This is a genomic window from Thalassovita sp. (assembly GCF_963691685.1).
Lineage (GTDB): Bacteria > Pseudomonadota > Alphaproteobacteria > Rhodobacterales > Rhodobacteraceae > Thalassobius.
Window position 1 is genome coordinate 1,970,620 of record NZ_OY829290.1, and the last position, 18,264, is coordinate 1,988,883.

General features: G+C 59.3%; 17 protein-coding genes and 1 tRNA gene. 7 read left to right on the forward strand and 11 right to left on the reverse strand.

The features are described 5' to 3' along the window. Positions 1-48: 48 nt before the first annotated feature. Positions 49-1,455 carry a type I glutamate--ammonia ligase gene (gene glnA, locus ACORLH_RS09535; RefSeq protein WP_321832461.1) on the reverse strand — a complete coding sequence of 469 codons (1,407 nt, stop codon included), beginning with the start codon at positions 1,453-1,455 and terminating at the stop codon, positions 49-51. Between the two features lie 33 nt (positions 1,456-1,488). Further along, complete coding sequence (locus ACORLH_RS09540; protein WP_058241822.1) at positions 1,489-1,827, reverse strand: P-II family nitrogen regulator; 339 nt, start codon at positions 1,825-1,827, stop codon at positions 1,489-1,491. 252 nt (positions 1,828-2,079) lie between these two features. Here ACORLH_RS09540 and ACORLH_RS09545 point away from each other — a divergent pair, with 252 nt between their 5' ends. After that, positions 2,080-3,825, forward strand: a complete 1,746-nt coding sequence (locus ACORLH_RS09545) for an NAD(P)H-hydrate dehydratase (RefSeq protein ID WP_321832462.1) — start codon at positions 2,080-2,082, stop codon at positions 3,823-3,825. A gap of 56 nt (positions 3,826-3,881) precedes the next feature. On the opposite strand, the gene ACORLH_RS09550 is transcribed toward ACORLH_RS09545, so the two are convergent. Continuing rightward, positions 3,882-4,376: a Hint domain-containing protein gene (locus tag ACORLH_RS09550; protein WP_082626120.1), complete on the reverse strand. Its 495-nt coding sequence runs from the start codon at positions 4,374-4,376 to the stop codon at positions 3,882-3,884. A gap of 169 nt (positions 4,377-4,545) precedes the next feature. On the opposite strand from ACORLH_RS09550, the gene ACORLH_RS09555 reads away from it, so the two are divergent. Both ACORLH_RS09555 and ACORLH_RS09560 read left to right on the forward strand, forming a co-directional pair. Beyond that, positions 4,546-4,630, forward strand: a tRNA-Leu gene (locus tag ACORLH_RS09555). A 169-nt stretch (positions 4,631-4,799) separates the two neighbouring features. Next, positions 4,800-5,240, forward strand: coding sequence for a hypothetical protein (locus ACORLH_RS09560; RefSeq protein WP_321832463.1), 441 nt, complete (start codon positions 4,800-4,802; stop codon positions 5,238-5,240). Between the two features lie 2 nt (positions 5,241-5,242). Here the strand turns inward: ACORLH_RS09560 and ACORLH_RS09565 are convergent, their stop codons facing one another. Both ACORLH_RS09565 and ACORLH_RS09570 read right to left on the reverse strand, forming a co-directional pair. Continuing rightward, entirely contained in the window at positions 5,243-7,288 is a 2,046-nt protein-coding gene (locus tag ACORLH_RS09565; RefSeq protein ID WP_321832464.1) for an NADH:flavin oxidoreductase, read from the reverse strand. Positions 7,289-7,348: 60 nt separating this feature from the next. Next, a complete protein-coding gene (locus tag ACORLH_RS09570) occupies positions 7,349-8,926 on the reverse strand; it encodes a trimethylamine methyltransferase family protein (protein WP_321832465.1) in 1,578 nt (525 codons plus the stop codon). Positions 8,927-9,108: 182 nt separating this feature from the next. On the opposite strand from ACORLH_RS09570, the gene ACORLH_RS09575 reads away from it, so the two are divergent. Both ACORLH_RS09575 and tig read left to right on the forward strand, forming a co-directional pair. Beyond that, positions 9,109-9,708 carry a TetR/AcrR family transcriptional regulator gene (locus ACORLH_RS09575; protein ID WP_420719817.1) on the forward strand — a complete coding sequence of 200 codons (600 nt, stop codon included), beginning with the start codon at positions 9,109-9,111 and terminating at the stop codon, positions 9,706-9,708. A 219-nt stretch (positions 9,709-9,927) separates the two neighbouring features. Continuing rightward, entirely contained in the window at positions 9,928-11,262 is a 1,335-nt protein-coding gene (tig, locus tag ACORLH_RS09580) for a trigger factor (RefSeq protein WP_321832467.1), read from the forward strand. Between the two features lie 201 nt (positions 11,263-11,463). On the opposite strand, the gene ACORLH_RS09585 is transcribed toward tig, so the two are convergent. The 5 genes from ACORLH_RS09585 to rpsF all read right to left on the reverse strand — a co-directional run bounded on the left by ACORLH_RS09585 (position 11,464) and on the right by rpsF (position 14,683). After that, positions 11,464-12,345, reverse strand: coding sequence for an acyl-homoserine-lactone synthase (locus ACORLH_RS09585; RefSeq protein ID WP_321832468.1), 882 nt, complete (start codon positions 12,343-12,345; stop codon positions 11,464-11,466). A gap of 140 nt (positions 12,346-12,485) precedes the next feature. Then, positions 12,486-13,184, reverse strand: a complete 699-nt coding sequence (locus ACORLH_RS09590; RefSeq protein WP_321832469.1) for a LuxR family transcriptional regulator — start codon at positions 13,182-13,184, stop codon at positions 12,486-12,488. Between the two features lie 259 nt (positions 13,185-13,443). Beyond that, the gene (rplI, locus tag ACORLH_RS09595; protein ID WP_058241830.1) at positions 13,444-14,061 is read right to left on the reverse strand and encodes a 50S ribosomal protein L9; all 618 of its coding nucleotides are present in this window, start codon (positions 14,059-14,061) and stop codon (positions 13,444-13,446) included. Positions 14,062-14,072: 11 nt separating this feature from the next. Further along, a complete protein-coding gene (gene rpsR / locus ACORLH_RS09600; protein ID WP_008328567.1) occupies positions 14,073-14,300 on the reverse strand; it encodes a 30S ribosomal protein S18 in 228 nt (75 codons plus the stop codon). 26 nt (positions 14,301-14,326) lie between these two features. Continuing rightward, positions 14,327-14,683, reverse strand: a complete 357-nt coding sequence (gene rpsF, locus ACORLH_RS09605) for a 30S ribosomal protein S6 (protein ID WP_058241831.1) — start codon at positions 14,681-14,683, stop codon at positions 14,327-14,329. A 354-nt stretch (positions 14,684-15,037) separates the two neighbouring features. Here rpsF and ACORLH_RS09610 point away from each other — a divergent pair, with 354 nt between their 5' ends. Both ACORLH_RS09610 and ACORLH_RS09615 read left to right on the forward strand, forming a co-directional pair. Continuing rightward, positions 15,038-15,595, forward strand: coding sequence for a hypothetical protein (locus ACORLH_RS09610; RefSeq protein WP_321832470.1), 558 nt, complete (start codon positions 15,038-15,040; stop codon positions 15,593-15,595). A gap of 228 nt (positions 15,596-15,823) precedes the next feature. After that, on the forward strand, positions 15,824-16,402 hold the full coding sequence (locus ACORLH_RS09615) for a YceI family protein (protein WP_321832471.1): 579 nt from the start codon (positions 15,824-15,826) through the stop codon (positions 16,400-16,402). A 181-nt stretch (positions 16,403-16,583) separates the two neighbouring features. Here ACORLH_RS09615 and ACORLH_RS09620 read toward each other — a convergent pair whose 3' ends face one another. Next, complete coding sequence (locus tag ACORLH_RS09620) at positions 16,584-18,035, reverse strand: cytochrome b/b6 domain-containing protein (RefSeq protein ID WP_321832472.1); 1,452 nt, start codon at positions 18,033-18,035, stop codon at positions 16,584-16,586. Positions 18,036-18,264: the final 229 nt, after the last annotated feature.

Below are 18,264 nucleotides of genomic sequence, written 5' to 3' on the forward strand. Positions count from 1 at the left end.
AAAAAGGGCGCCCCGTGGGGCGCCCTTTCTGCGTACCGCGGGTGCGGATTAGCAGCTGTAGTACATGCCGAACTCAACCGGGTGCGGGGTGTGTTCGTAGGTTTCGACCTCTTCCATCTTCAGCTCAATGTAGCCGTCGATCTGGTCTTTGGTGAACACGTCGCCGGCCAGCAGGAAGTCATGGTCGGCCGCCAGGCTGTCCAGAGCTTCGCGCAGGCTGCCACATACGGTCGGGATGTCAGCCAGTTCTTCGGCCGGCAGATCGTAGAGGTTCTTATCCATGGCTTCGCCCGGATCGATCTTGTTCTTGATGCCGTCAAGGCCAGCCATCAGCAGGGCTGCGAAGCACAGGTAGGGGTTGGCCGAGGGATCGGGGAAGCGGGCTTCCACACGTTTGGCTTTCGGCGATTCAGTCCATGGGATACGGACACAACCCGAACGGTTACGGGCCGAGTAGGCGCGCAGAACAGGTGCTTCAAAGCCCGGGATCAGACGCTTGTAGCTGTTGGTCGACGGGTTGGTGAATGCGTTCAGGGTTTTCGCGTGCTTCAGAACACCACCGATGAAGTACAGCGCTTCCTGGCTGAGATCAGCGTATTTGTCGCCAGCGAACAGCGGCTTGCCGTCTTTCCAGATCGACATGTTCACGTGCATGCCGGTGCCGTTGTCACCGTAGATCGGCTTCGGCATGAAGGTAGCCGATTTGCCGTAGGCGTGGGCCACGTTGTGGATGATGTACTTGTACTTCTGCAGCTCATCGGCCTGTTTGGTCAGGCTGTCAAAGATCAGGCCCAGCTCGTGCTGACAGGAGGCAACCTCATGGTGGTGCTTGTCCACTTTCATGCCGGTGCGCTTCATGGTCGACAGCATCTCCGAACGGATTTCCTGCGCGTCGTCGACCGGGTTCACAGGGAAGTAGCCGCCCTTGACGCCCGGACGGTGGCCGGTGTTGCCCATTTCATATTCGGTGTCGGTGTTCCACGAACCATCAACCGCGTCTACTTCGTAGGAGACTTTGTTGATGGTGTTGGCGAAACGCACGTTGTCGAACAGGAAGAATTCAGCTTCCGGGCCCATGTAGGCCACGTCACCGATGCCCGAGGACTTCAGGTAAGCTTCGGCTTTCTGGGCGGTGCCACGCGGGTCACGCTCATAGGCTTCGCCGGTGTCGGGCTCAACGATCGAGCAATGGATCGCAATGGTTTTCTCGGCGTAGAAGGGATCTACATAGGCCGACAGGGTGTCGGGCATCAGTTTCATGTCCGAGTTTTCGATCGACTTCCAGCCAGCGATGGAGGAACCGTCGAACATGAAGCCTTCTTCCAGGAAGTCTTCGTCAACCAGGTCCACATCCACGGTCACGTGCTGCAGCTTGCCGCGGGTGTCGGTGAAACGGATGTCCACGTAGGCGGCGTCTTCGTCTTTGATCAGCTTGAGAACGGCTTCTGCGCTCATGCTCTTGTCCCTTCTGTTAAGAATTTGGGTGGATTACAGGGCGTCCGAACCGGTCTCGCCGGTACGGATGCGGATGGCTTGTTCGACGGGGCTGACAAAGATCTTGCCGTCGCCGATTTTATCGGTCTTGGCCGCGTCGATGATCGCTTCAACAGCGCCGTCGACCAGATCGTCGTCCAGCACCACTTCGATTTTCACTTTCGGCAGGAAATCAACCACGTATTCCGCGCCGCGGTACAGCTCGGTATGGCCTTTCTGGCGCCCAAAGCCTTTTACTTCGATCACGCTCAGGCCTTGAATGCCTGCGTCTTGCAGCGCTTCTTTCACCTCGTCCAATTTGAACGGCTTGATGATCGCTTCGATCTTCTTCATCGCCCGGGTCTCCTCGCCAAACGGGGCCGTTGCGGAGCGTCCCCTCCGCTGGCCGAACTGCGTTGGATGACGTCAGATCACTTTCCCTTGGCAGGCTCAAACGGATAGGGTGAAGTCAGCCCATTTTGCGGGCGCTTTTCTGAGGGCAGGTCAAGAATTGTGCGAGATGCACAAAATTGAGGCGGTTTGAAAACTTTTGCGGCGGCGCAGACCGCTGATTGCCGGTTTTACGGGCAGATATAGAGGGCAAAGATGACACAATTGCTAACCGCTGCACAGATGCGCGCCATTGAGCAGGCCGCGATCGAGTCGGGGCAGGTCACCGGTTTGGAATTGATGGAACGGGCCGGTCAGGGCGTGGTGGAGGCGATCTTTGAGGAATGGCCCGAGCTGGCAGGCGGCACACCCGAGGGCGCGCGTGAGGCTGATGCGGCTGAAGGGGGCCTTGCCCCCCGGCCTGCGGCCGCCCCCCAGAGTATTTCTGAAACGTTGAAAGCGGTGGTGCTCTGCGGGCCGGGCAACAATGGCGGTGACGGATTTGTGGTGGCGCGCCTGCTGGCCGCGCGCGGCTGGGTGGTGGAGGTGTTCCTTTATGGCGATCCGGGTAAGCTGCCGCCGGATGCGCGGGTGAATTATGAGCGCTGGTGTGAGAGTGGGAGCGTAGAAGAACTTGAGGTTTTCCAAGGCCGAAAATCATGGGGGTGTGACCTGATCATCGATGCGCTTTTCGGGACTGGTCTACGCCGTGCGTTGAGGCCTTTGGCCGATTTGTTCTGGAACTTGGAGGATATGGTTGATTGTTTTGGCGTTGAGCCCGGCCATCCGCTGGGGCGCCCTGCAATTGTGGCGGTGGATATTCCAAGCGGTGTTTGCGCAGACAGCGGCCGTGACTTTCCACATGAAGCTGATTGGCATCGGTTTTCGGCGGCGGCACATTTAACTGTTACCTTTCACGCAGCCAAGTTGGGCCACTTTTTGTCCGATGGAGCAGGCCAGTGCGGGAAGCTAAAGGTGGTCGACATTGGTTTGGAAGACAGCAAGAAAACTGTGGATTGGATTGCGCGATTGCCGGCTGAGGAGGGTGTTGCGCCAAAAGAACCAAACTGGAGGCGTGTGCAAAAGAGTGTCGTTGAGCGCATTCAAGCAACCCACCCAAGTTGGCTGAACAAAGGCGCCTCTTCCCACAAATTCTCCCACGGCCACGCTCTGGTTCTGACCGGTGGGTCGGGCAAAACCGGGGCGGCGCGGCTGGCAGCGCGGGGCGCGTTGCGGATCGGGGCGGGGTTGGTGACGCTTGGCGTGCCGCCGTCGGCGCAGATGGAGGTTGCGGCGCAGATCACGGCCCTGATGCTGACGCGGGTGCCGGATGCGGCGGGCCTGGCGGAGGTGCTGGAGGACGGGCGGATCAACGCGCTCTGCCTGGGGCCGGGATTGGGGCTGGCACGGGCGCGTGATCTGGTGCCGGTGGCGCTTGCGGCCGCGCGGTCTACGGTTCTGGATGCCGATGCGCTGAGCGCCTATGCCGAGGATCCTGAGGCGCTGTTTGCCATGTTGCATGAGCGCTGCGTGCTGACCCCAAATGGCGGCGAATTTGCCCGCCTGTTCCCCGACATCGCCGCCAGGTTGCAGGCGCCCGCCATCAGGGGCCCAGCCTATTCCAAGGTGGATGCCACCCGCGCCGCGGCCAAACGGGCCGGCTGCACCGTGTTGTTCAAAGGCGCCGATACGGTGATCGCCGATCCGTCGGGCCAGTGTTCGGTGCATGCCGCCAGCTATGAACGCAGCGCGCCCTGGCTGGCCACCGCAGGGGCAGGGGATGTGCTGGCGGGATTCATCACCGGTCTATTGGCGCGCGGGTTTGCGCCGCATCAGGCGGCGGCAACAGCAGCCTATCTGCATGTAGACTGTGCCCGCAGCTTTGGGCCCGGCCTGATCGCCGAGGATCTGCCCGAACAGCTGCCGCGGGTGCTTAACGATTTGTTGGCAAAAGAGCTGTAACAACGAAAAAGGGCCCGCATTTGGCAGGCCCGTTTCTCATCTCTTTCGCATGTGGCTCAGGCCGTCATGCGAATGGTGGCTGTGGCGCATTCCAGCTCCAGCCCGTCGGCGTAAACCACCTGCGGCTCATCAAAGTAGAGCCGGAACACCATGTGCCGCGCTTTGGGCTGCAGGCGCAGATATTCACCATCGATCAGGCTCTTGGCCTCGATCAGTTTCTGGGGTTCACCATAAAGTGCCTTGGCACGCCAATCCCGGATCAAAAGTTTCTGATGGGAGGGCAGGACGGTGTCCATACCTGGGCGATCATGTCCCAGCGAGCCTGCGCGCACGCGCACGGTTTCGCACATCTGGTAGCCGTGTTCGACGCCTTTCAGCATCGCCACACCGCTGCTTCGGGTGATGATCTTGTCTCCTGGAGCCAAGACTTCGACCGGCAATGCGCCGTCCAAAGTCAGGATTTCAGTCCCTGGCAATATGCCAAAGATAGACTCCGATTGGGCCTTAGTGGCGATCCCGCCACGCCGCGCCCCGACCGTTTTCGGTTTCATGGGCTATGTCCTACTGCTCTGCCTGTATTTTTTATACAAGCAGTTTACTGTGGATAACGTCCCTTGTCTTCTGTTTTTTAGTAAAAATTTCCTCTCGCATCTTCTGAAACTGTTTGCTATCTAGCGGCTCTGCGAAGCAAGCTGTGATCGCTTGTTTCATTGACCGGATGCGGGTGTGGCGGAATTGGTAGACGCACCAGATTTAGGTTCTGGCGCCGCAAGGCGTGGGGGTTCAAGTCCCTTCACCCGCACCATTTTTTCCAATTTTCGATGTCTCAAACAGGGACCCTATTCCCCGATTCTGAGAATCACGTTTAAGCAGGCATCACGCCCCCTTGGTATTCGGGCGGTCTGAATTTTTTACGGCTTTTTTGCCAGAATTTTTTCTGTGGATAACTTTTTCAGAAAGGTGAATTTTTAAGCATGAAACCACCCCGACCAAACGCCCCCGTGCCGCCGTCTGACAGCGCGGCGTTCGCGCCCGCTGAACCGGTGCCGTTTCAGTCTTTTGCGTCGCTGCTTTTTGCCGCGCCCCTGTATCAGCCGCAGCGCTATGAGCAGGCGCAGATGGCAACGGCCCTGGCGGGGTTGTTGGCGCGTGACAGCCAAGAGGGGCTCTGCCCGGATTGTGCAGAACACAGTCTGTTTTCTTTGCACCAAAGCGACTTACCCGAGGCCGTGGCGCTGCTGGGTAAACGCGGGCATCCCTATCAGATCACATTGACCTGCGTGCGCAGCCGCAAACACCGATCACAGATCTATCTGTTGTTCTATGAAGACGCTTTCGGACCACAGGTGCAGAAGGTCGGGCAGTGGCCCGCGCCGCTGGGGGCATGGGCCGGGCCAAGGACTGACCCGGCCTGATCCTAGATATCCTTCATCAGCCGCAGCGCATCATAGATGGCGGCATGGGTGTTGCGGGCGCTGACCGCATCGCCGATGCGGAACAGCTGAAAGTTCCCTTCGGGATTGCGCGTCACCTTTTGTGCCTGCCCGTTAATCAGCGCGTCATAATCCACTGCGCCCAAATTTGAAGACAGCGGTTTCAGATCAAAATAGAGGTCATCCATCGGCAGGGTGCCATAGTTCACCACCACCTGATCGTAGTGTTGTTCGGACAGGTGATCGGAATAATCCGTGCCGATCACCGCTTTCAGTATGTTGCCCGCGCGTTCGACCGCTTTCAGGCGGCGGGTGACGGTGAAGGTCACATCCTTGTCCTGCAGGGCGCGCATGTAGGGCACCAGGTTCATCCCCATGATATCTGGCGCAAAGGTGCGGTCGGGGGTCATCACCTCAACCTTGGCGCCAGCCTTTGCTGCGATCTCGGCCGCCATCAGACCGGGGTGGTCGCCGCTTTCGTCATAGATCAACACGGTCTGGCCGGGCTTCACATCGCCCGCAATCAGATCCCAGGAGGTGACAACCAGATCCTGATCCTTGCCGCTTTCGAACAGTTCGACATTTGGCAATCCACCAGTGGCCACGATCACCACGTCAGGCTCCAGCGCGGTGACATCATCTGCCTCCGCCCAGGTGTTGAAATGAAACGCCACATCGCGCGCAGCACATTGCGCCATGCGCCAGTCGATGATGCTGATCATTTCGCGTCGCCGCTCGGACTGTGCGGTCAGCCGCACCTGTCCACCGGGATCGGGCTGCGCTTCCAGCACGGTGACGTCATGGCCACGTTCGGCGGCCACCCGCGCGGCCTCCAGCCCGGCGGGGCCGGCGCCGACAATCACCACCTTTTTCGGGGCCTCGGCAGGCGTGATCTCATGCGGCATCTCCAGCTCGCGCCCAGTGGCGGGGTTGTGGATGCAGAGCGCCTCACCCGCCTGATAAATGCGGTCAAGACAATAGGTTGCGCCAACACAGGGGCGAATATCATCCTCGCGCCCTTCGACGATTTTGCGCACGATATGCGGATCGGCCATATGTGCCCGCGTCATCCCCACCATGTCCAACAGGCCCGAAGCGATCGCGTGGCGCGCGGTGGCCACATCGGGGATCTTGGCGGCGTGGAAGGTCGGCATGCCGGTGGTTTTCTTCACCTCACCGGCGAAATCCAGGTGCGGCGCGTTCTTCATGCCCTGCACCGGGATCACATCCGTCATCGCCGGATCTGTGTGGATCCGGCCGCGGATGACATTCAGAAAATCGACCTGACCTGTGTCGCGCAGCCGTTTGGAAATCTCGATCCCCTCGGCAGCTGTGATACCGCCTGCCTCAGCCTCATCCGCCGTGTAGCGCGCCCCGATGATGAAATCATCGCCTACGCGCTGGAGCATCGCGTCAATCACCGCGAGCGGCAGGGCCATCCGGCTCTCCAGGCTCTGGCCGCCATATGGTCCGTCCAGATCATTGGTCAGAGGCGACCAGAACTGATCCAGCAGATGGCCGTAGATCTGCACTTCAATCCCGTCCATACCGCCGGCCTGCATCCTCTCTGCCGCATCGGCGAAGTCGCTGATAATGCGGTCAATATCCCAATCCTCTGCCAGTTTGGGGAAGGCCCGATGCGCCGGTTCGCGGTGTTTTGAGGAGGAGACCGAGGGCAGCCAGTTGCCCTTGTTCCACCCCGTACGCCGCCCCAGATGGGTCAGCTGGATCATCACTGCGGTGCCATGTTCGTGGCAGGCATCGGTCAGGCGCTGGATATGCGGCACCACCTCATCCTTATAGGCCAGGATGTTGTTGAACACCGGCGGGCTGTCGCGGCTGACCGCGGCGGAGCCTGCCGTCATCGCCAGTGCCACACCGGCCTTGGCGCGTTCGGCGTGATAGGCCGCGTAGCGGTCCTTGGGCATACCGTCCTCGGGGTAGGCGGGTTCGTGGGCGGTGGTCATGATCCGGTTGCGCAGGGTCAGGTGCTTCAGCTGATAGGGTTGCAGCAGCGGGTCTTTGGTCATGGTCTTCTCTCGGCTGGCTTTCTGGGCGTGCGGGGCTGGGGCGGCGTGAGGGCATATGTTTCAGTACCAGGCATCCGGCATCGACGCCTTTTTGCGGGCGATGAAATCCAGCAGCGCCTGATCTTTGGCGATGTCCAGATAGGGCGCTTCAAAGTCGTTCAGCACCTGTTTCCACTGTGCATTGGCCCGCGTTGCGGCGTCTACACTGCCTTGTTCATCCCAGGTTTCAAATGGTTGGTCGTCGTTAAAGCCGGTGTCCCAATAGGCGGTCTGATAGTGGCGCAGCGTGTGATCCGTGCCGAACAGATGCTCGCCAGGACCAAACTGTGCAAGGGCTTCAAACCCAAGGGTTTCTTCGGTCACCTGCAGCCCTTTCATATAGGCGTGCAGCGCGCCGCACATGTCCACATCCATCATGAATTTCTCATAAGACATCGACAGGAGACCATCGAGGAACCCGGCCGAATGCAGGATGTAATTCGCACCACCCTGCACGGCGGACATCATCGACATCATCGCCTGCTGCATCGCCTGACCGTCCGGTCGTTTCGAGGTGGAGAAGTTGCCGGCACAGCGCAGCGGGATCTTCCAGCGACGTGACAGCTGCCCCATCACCAAGGATCCCAGCGCCGGTTCTGGCGTGCCAAAGGTCGGCGAGCCTGAGCGTAGCGACATTGACGACAGGAACCCCGCCATCACCACCGGCGCACCGGGGCGGGTCAGCTGGGCCAGCGCGCAGCTGGACAGGGTTTCAGCCAGACATTGCGCGATAGAACCGGCCATGGTCAGCGGCGACACCGCGCCACCAAGCAGGAAGGGCAAGTGGATCGACCCTTGGTTTGCCGCCGCATAGGCGCGGATCCCTGCTGCCGTCACACCGTCCAGCACCATGGGTGATGTGGTTTTGAAATTGCCCATGATGACGCAGTTCTGATCAACAAAATCGGCGCCAAACAGGATGCGGCACATCTCAATCGAATCCTCGGCCCGTTCCGGCGCGGTGATCGAGCCGAGGAATGCCCGGTCCGAGTAGCGGATATGGGCGTGCACCATATCCAGATGGCGTTTGTTCACCGGGACATCTGTCGGCTCACAGATGGTGCCGCCGGAATGGTGCAGCCAGGGTGAGGATTGCGCCAGCTTCACGAAGTTGCGGAAATCCTTGATGGTGCCGTAGCGCCGGCCCTCATCCAGATCCATCACAAAGGGGCTGCCATAGGCGGGGGCCAGCACCATCGCATCGCCACCGATCTGCACGTTGTTTGCAGGATTGCGGGCGTGCTGGGTGAATACCTCAGGCGCGGTTTGCAGAATTTCACGGATCTGGCCGGGGTGGAACTTCACCCGCCAGACGTCTTCGCCATCTTCACACACGTCGGCGCGGGCCTCTTTGAACAGGCGCATCGCCTCATGATCGTCGCGCAGCTCAATCCCGATTTCGCACAGCAGGCGTTCTGCCGTGGCCTCAATCTTCTCAAGGCTGCCCTCATCCAGCAGGTCATAGGTCGGGATGCCACGGGTGATATAGGGCACGCGCAGATGCAGGTTCTCTCCGCCCTTGGCGCTGCGCCCGCCACGGTCTGCCCGGCCCTCATTGCGGCGCGCGCTTCTTCTGCGGGGTTTCACATCTTGGGTCATCGCGCTCGCCTCCTTGCTTGCTGCTGTGCGGGTCCATCTGGGGCTGATCCATCCGGGAAGGGCTGGGGAATCTCCCCTCCGAGATCCACCTCCTGACATATGCGTCCACATAATCGACACATGTGTCAATAAACTTGTGCATCCCTGTCAGCTTTGTTAGCTGTGAGGTCATGGACCAAAGCGTGACACAGACCGGATCCGAAGCTGCTTGGCTTGAGGCGGCCTATGATATGTTGACCGAAAGCGGCGTTGATGCGGTGAAAATCATGCCGCTGGCCAAACGGCTGGGGGTGTCGCGCACCTCCTTCTATTGGCATTTCAAAGACCGCGATGAACTGCTGGAGGCGATGATCCACCGCTGGGAGCAGAAGAACACCGGCAATCTGGTCGCCCGCACCGAAGCCTATGCCGAAAGCATCGCCGAGGCGCTGTTCAACCTGTTTGACTGCTGGCTGGATGGCGATCTGTTTGATGCCCGCCTTGATCTGGCGATCCGCAACTGGGCGCGCAACGATGCCGCGTTGCAGGTCCGGCTGGACGCCGAGGATGCCAAACGCAAAGAGGCGATGGCGGCGATGTTCCTGCGGTTTGACTATGACGCGGATCAGGCCGAAGTGCGCGCGCTGACCATGCTTTACACCCAGATCGGCTATATCTCGATGGAGATCGAAGAAGATCCCGCACAGCGGATGGGGCGGATGCCGGATTACATCGAGGTCTACACCGGCCAACGCCCAACCCTGCGCGAAGTGGACCGTTTCCGGTCCCGGCACGGCGGTTAACGCGCCCAAGATCCCCCCGTAAGAGTCCCGCCTGAGCCCCCCAAAAGATCGTTGAAATGCCCCGCACTGGCGGCTCATCGCCCGTTCACAGGCTTGCCCTGTCAATCTTGGCGCTGACAGCACCATTTCAGACTTGAATCCGCGCCTCCGGAGCCTTAGTAAGACGCAAATTTCATCAGGCGACCGTTCGGGTGGCCTGTCACCCTTGTGAGGAAACAAATGCAAGTTACCGAAACCCTGAACGAAGGCCTGAAGCGCGGTTACGAAATCGTTGTTCCGGCTGCTGAGCTGGACGCTAAGGTCAACGAGAAGCTGGCAGAGGCCCAGCCCGAAGTCGAAATGAAAGGCTTCCGCAAGGGCAAGGTGCCCATGGCGCTGCTGAAAAAGCAGTTCGGCCAGCGTCTGCTGGGCGAAGCCATGCAGGAAACCATCGACGGTGCGATGAACAAGCACTTCGAAGACAGCGGTGAGCGTCCTGCGATGCAGCCTGCTGTTGAGATGGTAGACGGCGAAAACTGGAAAGAAGGCGACGACGTTAAAGTCACCATGTCCTATGAGGTGCTGCCGGAAATCCCGGAAGTAGACTTCTCGGGCATCGCGCTGGAGCGTCTGGTGGTCAAAGCCGAAGCCGAAGCTGTTGACGAAGCGCTGGCCTCGCTGGCGGAAACCGCACAGGACTTCGAAGCCCGCGCCGAAGGCGAAGCGGCCGAAGACGGCGACCAGGTTGTGTTTGACTTCCTCGGCAAAGTAGACGGCGAAGCCTTCGACGGCGGTGCTGCCGAAGACTACCCGCTGGTTCTGGGTTCGGGTTCCTTTATCCCCGGCTTCGAAGAGCAGCTGGTTGGCTCGAAAGCCGGTGAAGAAAAAGACGTAAACGTCACCTTCCCCGAAGAGTATGGCGCTGAGAACCTGGCCGGCAAAGCCGCTGTGTTTGAGTGCAAAATCAAAGAAGTCAAAGCCCCGAAAGCGGCTGAGATCAACGATGAGCTGGCCAAGAAATTCGGCGCCGAAGACCTGGACGGTCTGAAAGCCCAGGTTTCCGAGCGTCTGGAAGCAGAATACTCCGGTGCCTCGCGCGCTGTTCTGAAGCGTGGCCTGCTGGACCAGCTGGACGGCATGGTGTCCTTCGATCTGCCGCCGTCGCTGGTCGAAGCCGAAGCAAGCCAGATTGCCCACCAGCTGTGGCATGAGGAAAACCCTGAGGTAGAAGGCCACGATCACGACAAGATCGAGCCGACCGAAGAGCACAACAAGCTGGCCGAGCGCCGCGTGCGTCTGGGTCTGCTGCTGGCAGAACTGGGTCAGAAAGCCGAAGTGGAAGTTTCCGACGCGGAAATGACCCAGGCGATCATGAACCAGGCACGTCAGTACCCGGGCCAGGAACGTCAGTTCTTTGAGTTTGTTCAGCAGAACCAGCAGATGCAGCAGCAGCTGCGCGCGCCTCTGTTCGAAGACAAGGTTGTTGACCACATCGTGGAAGGCGCCAAAGTTTCGGACAAAGAAGTGTCCAAAGACGACCTGCAGAAAGCCGTTGAAGCGCTGGACGACGAATAAGTCCGCCACGCAGAACGCGTTTAAAACGGAAAGGCCACCCAATCGGGTGGCCTTTTTGTTTGCAGCGGGGCCGGGCGCCCGTCTGCCTTGGTAATGCCCGGCTGTGATATGCCTGTTGTCCCGCTGCCTGCTCTGGCCTTGGGTGGGGCGGCCCGGTATTGAGGGGACATGGGCCGCCCCGGCTCTCTCCGCGAGTGGAGATTACGCGTCGCAGCGCTGCGTTGTGCTGCGGAAGTAGGCGGTCATTTCCAGCTTCAGCGCCTGAGCGGCAGCGCGTTCTTCCGGGCTGTCTGCATCGGCGATCTGGCTTTCGAAATAATCCTGCAGGTCGATCTTGGTTGGGGCAGGGGTCTGCATCGCCTCAACCTCGGCCCGCATATAGTCCGAAACCCCGGGGTGGGTCGGCGTCGGCAGCGCCTTCGGTGCCGAGGCACGGGTGGCAAAGAGCGCCAGCGCGGCCTCATCATCCTCGGCGAAAACATCGCCCTCGATCCCGTTGAAGGCACGCAGCCGGTTGATCCGCTCATCGGTGCAATCCAAAAGCCCTGCCATCGCCTTGACCTTGCCCATCTGCACCGTCTTGCCCAGATAGTCATAAGGCGTGTTCTGGGACCGGATCATCACCCGGTTCATGATCGGATCAATCACCGCCACGGCGTCCAAAATACCGTTGTTCTTGCCATATTCAGTGGCCGCCACAAACAGTTCCGATGTGACGTAAGAGATTGAATTGCGGGACTTTCCTGCCTTCAGGCGATCGGTGTCGACGCAGAAACGGGTGACCTCCCACAGCTGGGCTGAGCGCACCGGCGGCTCACCGTCCATGATGTCATAGAACACATCCGCCAGCATATGCGGGCCGGTGGTCTGCAGGATTCGCATGCAGCCGACAACTTCGCCGCTGTCGTCGAGAGCAATCAAATAGGCCGGGTGCAGATCATCAAACAGATCCACCTCTTTGCCGTCCGTGATGTCCACTTCCCACCCCAGACGGTCATGAAACACCCGTTTACGCAATTTAAACATGTCATCCAGCATCTCGGTGAATAGATGCCGATTCAGCGCGTCTACGATTACAATCATGGTTTTCCCCTACCATCAGCTGTCATTGGGGAAATATTGAACAAAATTAACGGGATCTAACCATTAGGGGTTTCCCGTAGATTGCATTTTCTGCTGATGGGTTGGGTGTGCGCTGTTGCGATGTCGCAACTATGACTGGTTTAGCCCGGCTGGATGATGCCTAGACGGATGGCGCGGCCCACGGCCTGCGCGGTTGTCAATGCGCCAAGTTTTTCGCGCCCTGATCGAATATGCACCTCTACCGTGCGGTGCGAGATCGACAGGATATCGCCGATGTCCTGCTGCGATTTGCCATGCGCCACCCATTGCAGGATTTCCTGCTCGCGTTTGGACAGCGACGGGCGGGCCAGCGCCTTGGGCAGCACTTCAGAGTTCAGCACATTGTCATGTAGGTTCACGGCCGCCATCTGTAGATCGCCTATCACGGTTGGAAGGAACTTGCGCCATTCGTCTTTGGAACAGTCACGGGTGACGCTGAGCAGGCCAAAATCACCGTAGGGACCGCGGATCGGAACCGAGAGGCCGCGGTCGGTGATGCCGAAATCATGGGCGTCGAAAAACACCCGGGTGAAATCATCGGTCTTGGCCAGCCGCTGCCAATCCACCGGGGCAACGCTCAGCATGGCGGCGCGCAGGGTCGGGTCAAACCGCTGCATGCCCATTTTGGCGTAATGCAGCTCCCATTCTTCAGGGTAGGAGGTAAAGCCGTGAATATCGCCGGTGATCAGACTGGTGGTCGCATAGGAGGCGTGATCGAACCCTAACGCATCGCCCAACCGGGTCAGAAAGTCGGTGTAATTCTCATCGCTTTCAAAGTTAGTCAGGTCGATCAGGGCCATTGTTCTTCTGTTTCCACGTGCATGCCGGTTTGACAACAACGTCGTTACTGGGGCTACGGGAAACAAGGGGGGCAGCACTGCAAAGCTGCCGGACCGGCAAGGGGTTGAGGGGCTGTTTTGACCAGACAGTGCAAAAATGAACGCGCGTTAACAAGAGTGAATCGCAAAATAGCGAAAAGTTTCTGGGGGGTTAGTTTGCGCAAATAGAAACAGCCGCGCAATGTCTTGCGCGGCTGCCCGGGTCACAAAGGTGATCCGTTTACTCTTCCGAAGTCTCTTCCGAGGCTTCTTCCGCAACCGGTGCGTCATCATCATCCGATGCAGCAGCGCCGATATCGTCAAACAGGTTGGCGATTTCGAACTCTGCTTCGGCTTCAGCTTCAGCGGCCAGTTCCTGGATCGACTTGCCCGACGCCTGCAGTTCCGCCTCTTCGTCCGAACGTGCAACGTTCAGATCGATGTGGACGGTCACTTCAGGGTGCAGGACAACAGCAACAGTGTGCAGACCCAGAGCTTTGATCGGCTCCAGAACAACAACCTGCTTACGGTCAACGGTGAAACCAGCTTCGGTGGCCACGTCTGCGGCGTCACGCGGGGTGACCGAGCCGTAGAGGTTGCCGCCATCAGAAGCCTGACGAATCACGATGAACTGCTGGCCATCCAGCTTTTCACCCAGCGCTTCGGCTTCTTTTTTGGTTTCCAGGTTGCGCGCTTCCAGCTGAGCTTTCTGCGCGTCAAACTGTGCCTTGTTGGCTTCCGATGCGGTCAGGGCTTTGCCCTGGGGCAGCAGGAAGTTACGGGCGTAACCAGGCTTCACGTCGACGATTTCACCCATCTGGCCCAGTTTGGCCACACGTTCAAGAAGGATAACTTGCATGTGCTTTCTCCTTACTTAACGGCGTAGGGCAGCAGGGCGAGGAAGCGGGCGCGCTTGATAGCACGGGCCAGTTCACGCTGCTTCTTGGCCGAAACGGCGGTGATACGCGAAGGCACGATTTTGCCACGCTCGCTGATGTAGCGCTGCAGCAGTTTGGTGTCTTTGTAGTCGATTTTCGGCGCGTTGTCGCCCGAGAAGGGGCATACTTTGCGACGGCGGAAAAACGGTTTGGCTGCCATGATTTAGCGTCCTTTCCTAGCTGAGATCACGAACGACGTTCGCGGCGGTCGCCACGTTCGTCACGCTTCTGCATCTGGATCGAAGGACCCTCGGCGTGCTCGTCGACCTTGATGGTCAGGACGCGCATCACGTCATCATGCAGACGCATCAGGCGTTCCATTTCCTGAACGGCCGGCGCCGGGGCGTCGGATTTCAGCAGAGCGAAGTGGCCCTTGCGGTTCTTGTTGATCTTATAGGCCATCGTCTTGACACCCCAGTATTCGCTGTCGACGACACTGCCGCCGTTGTCAGCCAGTACGGTGCCAAAATGTTCGATGAGACCTTCAGCTTGCGCGTTGGACAGATCCTGGCGCGAGATGAATACATGCTCGTAAAGCGGCATGTGCACTCCTGTCATTTTCAAGCGCATTTCATAGGAGGGCCTGACCTTCCGCGACCCATCCACGAGAGACTGCGCGGTTCAACTAAACTGCGGAAGGAGCCGCCTCTTACGATGAAATGCCCATTGTTGCAAGCCTGTGTTGAGGGCCCAGTCCTTATGTAAGCATCCCATCCGTGGATCTGGGGGCCGCGATGAATTTGCCGGTGGCTTTGGCGGTGGCTTTGGCGGGGTCTTTGGCTGGGGTTTTGGTGCAGTGCGGATACCACCGGATCGTCGCCATCCCGCCCCATTTTCGCCCCAAGCTTTACCAAGATGTAAAGAGGATGGGAATGAGAGGTCAAAGGGACAGGCTTCATGGACATGACGAGCGGACGCAAGATTGCGCAGCAGATGGCGGATGGTGTGGTTGAACCCGTGCTGGCGATGCCGAAACGGGCAGAGGCCCTGATGGAAACCGGCCGATTTAGCCCGAGGCTAGATGCGCTGCAGCTCAGCCAGACCCAGACCGGTTCAATCCTGCGCAGCCTGATGACCTTTTTCGGCGTGGTGCTCTGCCTGGCGGCCTTTGGCCTCTGGCTGGTGCCCGAGGCCGTGGCGACCCCAGCCTCGCAGGTGATCCGCGCCGGTCTTACCTTCCTGTTCATCGGTGTTGGCTTCGCGCTTTATTGTCAGGGCCGCAACTCAGATGTGGCAACATCCATGGAACTGGACCTGCGTGGTGGCGAATTGCGTCAGGTCACGGTTGGTCAAACAGGCCGGGTCCAGGTTGTTGCACGCTACGCTCTCGCGGATTTGAACTGTGTTTCAACCGGCCCAGGTGAGGTTTGCCTGCACAGCGCTGCCGGGCAAGAGCTGATCTGCCTTCATGGCGATGCAGCTTCTCAGGTATCGCGTTTCTATTCCCTGGGCTAATTCCTTAGATAAACCCCTTTCTTTACTGGCCAATTCGGCGGCTCTATCGCGGTTCTCTTGTTGCTGCATGGGCCGATTGGCAGAGACGTGAGCGGAGTTCCGCTACAGGCGCAGATCCGTCTGTGCAATTTTGCGCAGGTCCTGTGGCGTGCTCAAGGTTGCCTCACGGCCCGGATCACGCATCTTTGCGGTATCAGATACACGCAACATGATGCGAAAGGATAATTGATGAAAGCCTCCGTTTTGGCCGCAGTGGCGGCATTGAGCCTGGGCGCGTCCGCCGCCGTCGCCGCCCCCGAAGCCTATGTGCTGGACGCCAGCCACAGCCAGGTGATCTTCAGCTACAACCACCTCGGCTATTCGACCACCTGGGGCATGTTCTCGGGCTTTGAAGGTGAAATCTCCTTTGACCAGCAAGATCCCGCAGCCTCCAGCGTGTCGGTTTCCATGCCGCTGGCGTCGATGATCACCGGCTGGGACGCACGTTTTGGTCACTTCATGTCGCCTGACTTTTTCAACGCTCAAGGCGATGAGGTTGTCACCTTCACCTCCACCGCCATTGAGGTCACCGGCGAAGCCACCGCGCTGATCACCGGTGATCTGACCCTGAACGGGGTGACCAAGCCGGTGGTTCTGGATGCCAAGCTCAACCAGGTCGGCAACCATCCGATGGCCAACAAACCCTGGGCCGGGTTCGACGCAACTGCAACCCTGGTGCGCAGCGAGTTTAATCTGGGTCAGTTCGCTCCTTTCGTGAGTGATGAGGTTCAGCTGCAGATCTCGATCGAGGCGATGAAAGCCGAATAATCTAAAGATTCGGTTAAGCTAAAAAATCCCGTCCGAGTGCATCTCGGGCGGGATTTTTGTTTGGGTTCTGGTCGTGAGGTCAGCGATTAACGAAGTCTTCAGAGATATGTGATTTGCTTAGAAAAGGTCCCGGCACGTTCGGGATCCTGCGCAGATCAAAATCGGCTATTTCGCAGCGCCCTTATTGGCGCTGCGCTGTGAGATTAAAGGAAAGTGCAACCTCAAAACCCAAGGTCCCCTCATCAGGCACCGTGTCGCCGATGCCGAAATCCCGACGATCCAGGGTGAAACTGCCGGACGCCGTGGCGGTGCTTTCGGCAAGGGTCAGGTCAACAGGGAAGGCAAGCGGAACGGAGGTTTCTTTGATCGTCAGCGTGCCGGTGGCGGTCAGGGTGCCGTCAACCTCGGCAAGGTCCGCCTGATAGATCGCTGTCGGGAAGGCGGCGCTGTCAAAGTAATCCGGACCCATGGCCTGCGCGCTGACGGTGCCAAGGCTGAGCGAAGCGATGTCAATCTCAACCCGGATCTCACCCATTTGGGCAGGATCGGCTTCCGGGTCGAACAGGATCTGGGCCTGCCAGATCTCAAAGTTGCCGCTCACGGCGTTGCCCAGCTGTTGGATGGTCAGGTTCAGCGCGCCTTCGGTAACCTGCCAGCTTGGCAGATCCGCGGTTGCGGTCGCGTTTTCCGTGGTCTGCACGGCGGTAGGCGCAGGATTGGTGTTTGAGGTGTCCTGAGCCACATCCCCCTGCGACGCGTTTTGTTGCAGGGCAGAGCTTGCAACGGAGGTGTTACTGTCGTTGGTGGCGACGTTTGGTTCAACCGATGCTTGCGCAGGGGCGGTGTCCCGGTGATCCTGCGCCTCGGTTGTCCAGGTGACGCCGGCGGCGACGAGGATCACAACAGTGGCCAGGGCAGCGCTGGTTCGGGCGGTGGTCTTATGGTGTGGGGCTGGCGCAATGCTGCCGGAAGTGGTGTGGTTGGTAGATTGGCCTGCGCCTGGAGCTGTGACTGACTCTGGACCCGCTCCAGGGCCCGACTGCGCCATCGGCTGGCGGCGGTTTGGCAGCATCCGCGCAAGGGTGGTGTCACGATCAATGATCTGGTGTTTCAGCGCCCCGGCGATATGCAGGCCAAGGGACAGGACCATCACCACAACGGCGGCGAAGTGGAAGGCGGCGAACAGTTCTGACAGGGTTTCTGATTTCGGCACCATAGGCAGATCCTGGCCAAAGGGACCCCAGATCGGCGCAAAACCGGTGCTGGCGGCATGGTGGATCCAGCCGGTCAGCGGCACCAGAACAATGGCGCCGTAAAGCAGCCAATGCACCGTTTCGGCGGCAAGGGTTTCCAGCCGGCGGTCGGGGTGCAGGGCGCGGGGTTTCGATTGGCTGAGCGCCCAAAGGATCCGCAGGAGCGCCACAAAAAACACCGCAACCCCCAGCGTTTTATGGGTGGAAAACAGCGTGGTCAGCACCTCGATCGACACAACGGGGCTGCCGGACTGCGTGGCCTCGGCCAGTTTCTTGGCGATAAAACCCATCGGGATCAGCGCAAGGATCAGCAGGGCGGTGGTCCAATGGAGGGCCTTGGCAATGCTGCCGTAGCGGTCTGGCGAGTTGGCGAGCGGCATATCTGTCTCCGGGTCAGGGGTGTGATCCGTTAGCTAGGTCGATTTAACGAAAGCATAAATATTTGTTCCTGCACAGATCCTCTGCACCTGTCCGCAGAAACCCGCCGGAGCGCGGGGCAGGCGCCAAATACAAGGTCTTAGCAGGGCAATTCGGGGCTGGCGCACCGGTTGCGCGCCTCTTCTCTTGTGAAGCGCGCGCGGGACGTTTACACCACGTCAAAGACAATCG

Bases quoted from the DNA above. Each gene is read 5' to 3' on its own strand.
- ACORLH_RS09545 (WP_321832462.1), top strand. From the start codon at position 2,080: ATGACACAATTGCTAACCGCTGCACAGATGCGCGCCATTGAGCAGGCC.
- ACORLH_RS09615 (WP_321832471.1), top strand. From the start codon at position 15,824: ATGAAAGCCTCCGTTTTGGCCGCAGTGGCGGCATTGAGCCTGGGCGCG.
- glnA (WP_321832461.1), bottom strand. From the start codon at position 1,455: ATGAGCGCAGAAGCCGTTCTCAAGCTGATCAAAGACGAAGACGCCGCC.
- ACORLH_RS09585 (WP_321832468.1), bottom strand. From the start codon at position 12,345: ATGATTGTAATCGTAGACGCGCTGAATCGGCATCTATTCACCGAGATG.
- ACORLH_RS09565 (WP_321832464.1), bottom strand. From the start codon at position 7,288: ATGACCAAAGACCCGCTGCTGCAACCCTATCAGCTGAAGCACCTGACC.
- ACORLH_RS09570 (WP_321832465.1), bottom strand. From the start codon at position 8,926: ATGACCCAAGATGTGAAACCCCGCAGAAGAAGCGCGCGCCGCAATGAG.
- ACORLH_RS09560 (WP_321832463.1), top strand. From the start codon at position 4,800: ATGAAACCACCCCGACCAAACGCCCCCGTGCCGCCGTCTGACAGCGCG.
- ACORLH_RS09620 (WP_321832472.1), bottom strand. From the start codon at position 18,035: ATGCCGCTCGCCAACTCGCCAGACCGCTACGGCAGCATTGCCAAGGCC.
- ACORLH_RS09590 (WP_321832469.1), bottom strand. From the start codon at position 13,184: ATGGCCCTGATCGACCTGACTAACTTTGAAAGCGATGAGAATTACACC.
- rpsR (WP_008328567.1), bottom strand. From the start codon at position 14,300: ATGGCAGCCAAACCGTTTTTCCGCCGTCGCAAAGTATGCCCCTTCTCG.
- tig (WP_321832467.1), top strand. From the start codon at position 9,928: ATGCAAGTTACCGAAACCCTGAACGAAGGCCTGAAGCGCGGTTACGAA.
- ACORLH_RS09540 (WP_058241822.1), bottom strand. From the start codon at position 1,827: ATGAAGAAGATCGAAGCGATCATCAAGCCGTTCAAATTGGACGAGGTG.
- ACORLH_RS09550 (WP_082626120.1), bottom strand. From the start codon at position 4,376: ATGAAACCGAAAACGGTCGGGGCGCGGCGTGGCGGGATCGCCACTAAG.
- rpsF (WP_058241831.1), bottom strand. From the start codon at position 14,683: ATGCCGCTTTACGAGCATGTATTCATCTCGCGCCAGGATCTGTCCAAC.
- ACORLH_RS09610 (WP_321832470.1), top strand. From the start codon at position 15,038: ATGGACATGACGAGCGGACGCAAGATTGCGCAGCAGATGGCGGATGGT.
- rplI (WP_058241830.1), bottom strand. From the start codon at position 14,061: ATGCAAGTTATCCTTCTTGAACGTGTGGCCAAACTGGGCCAGATGGGT.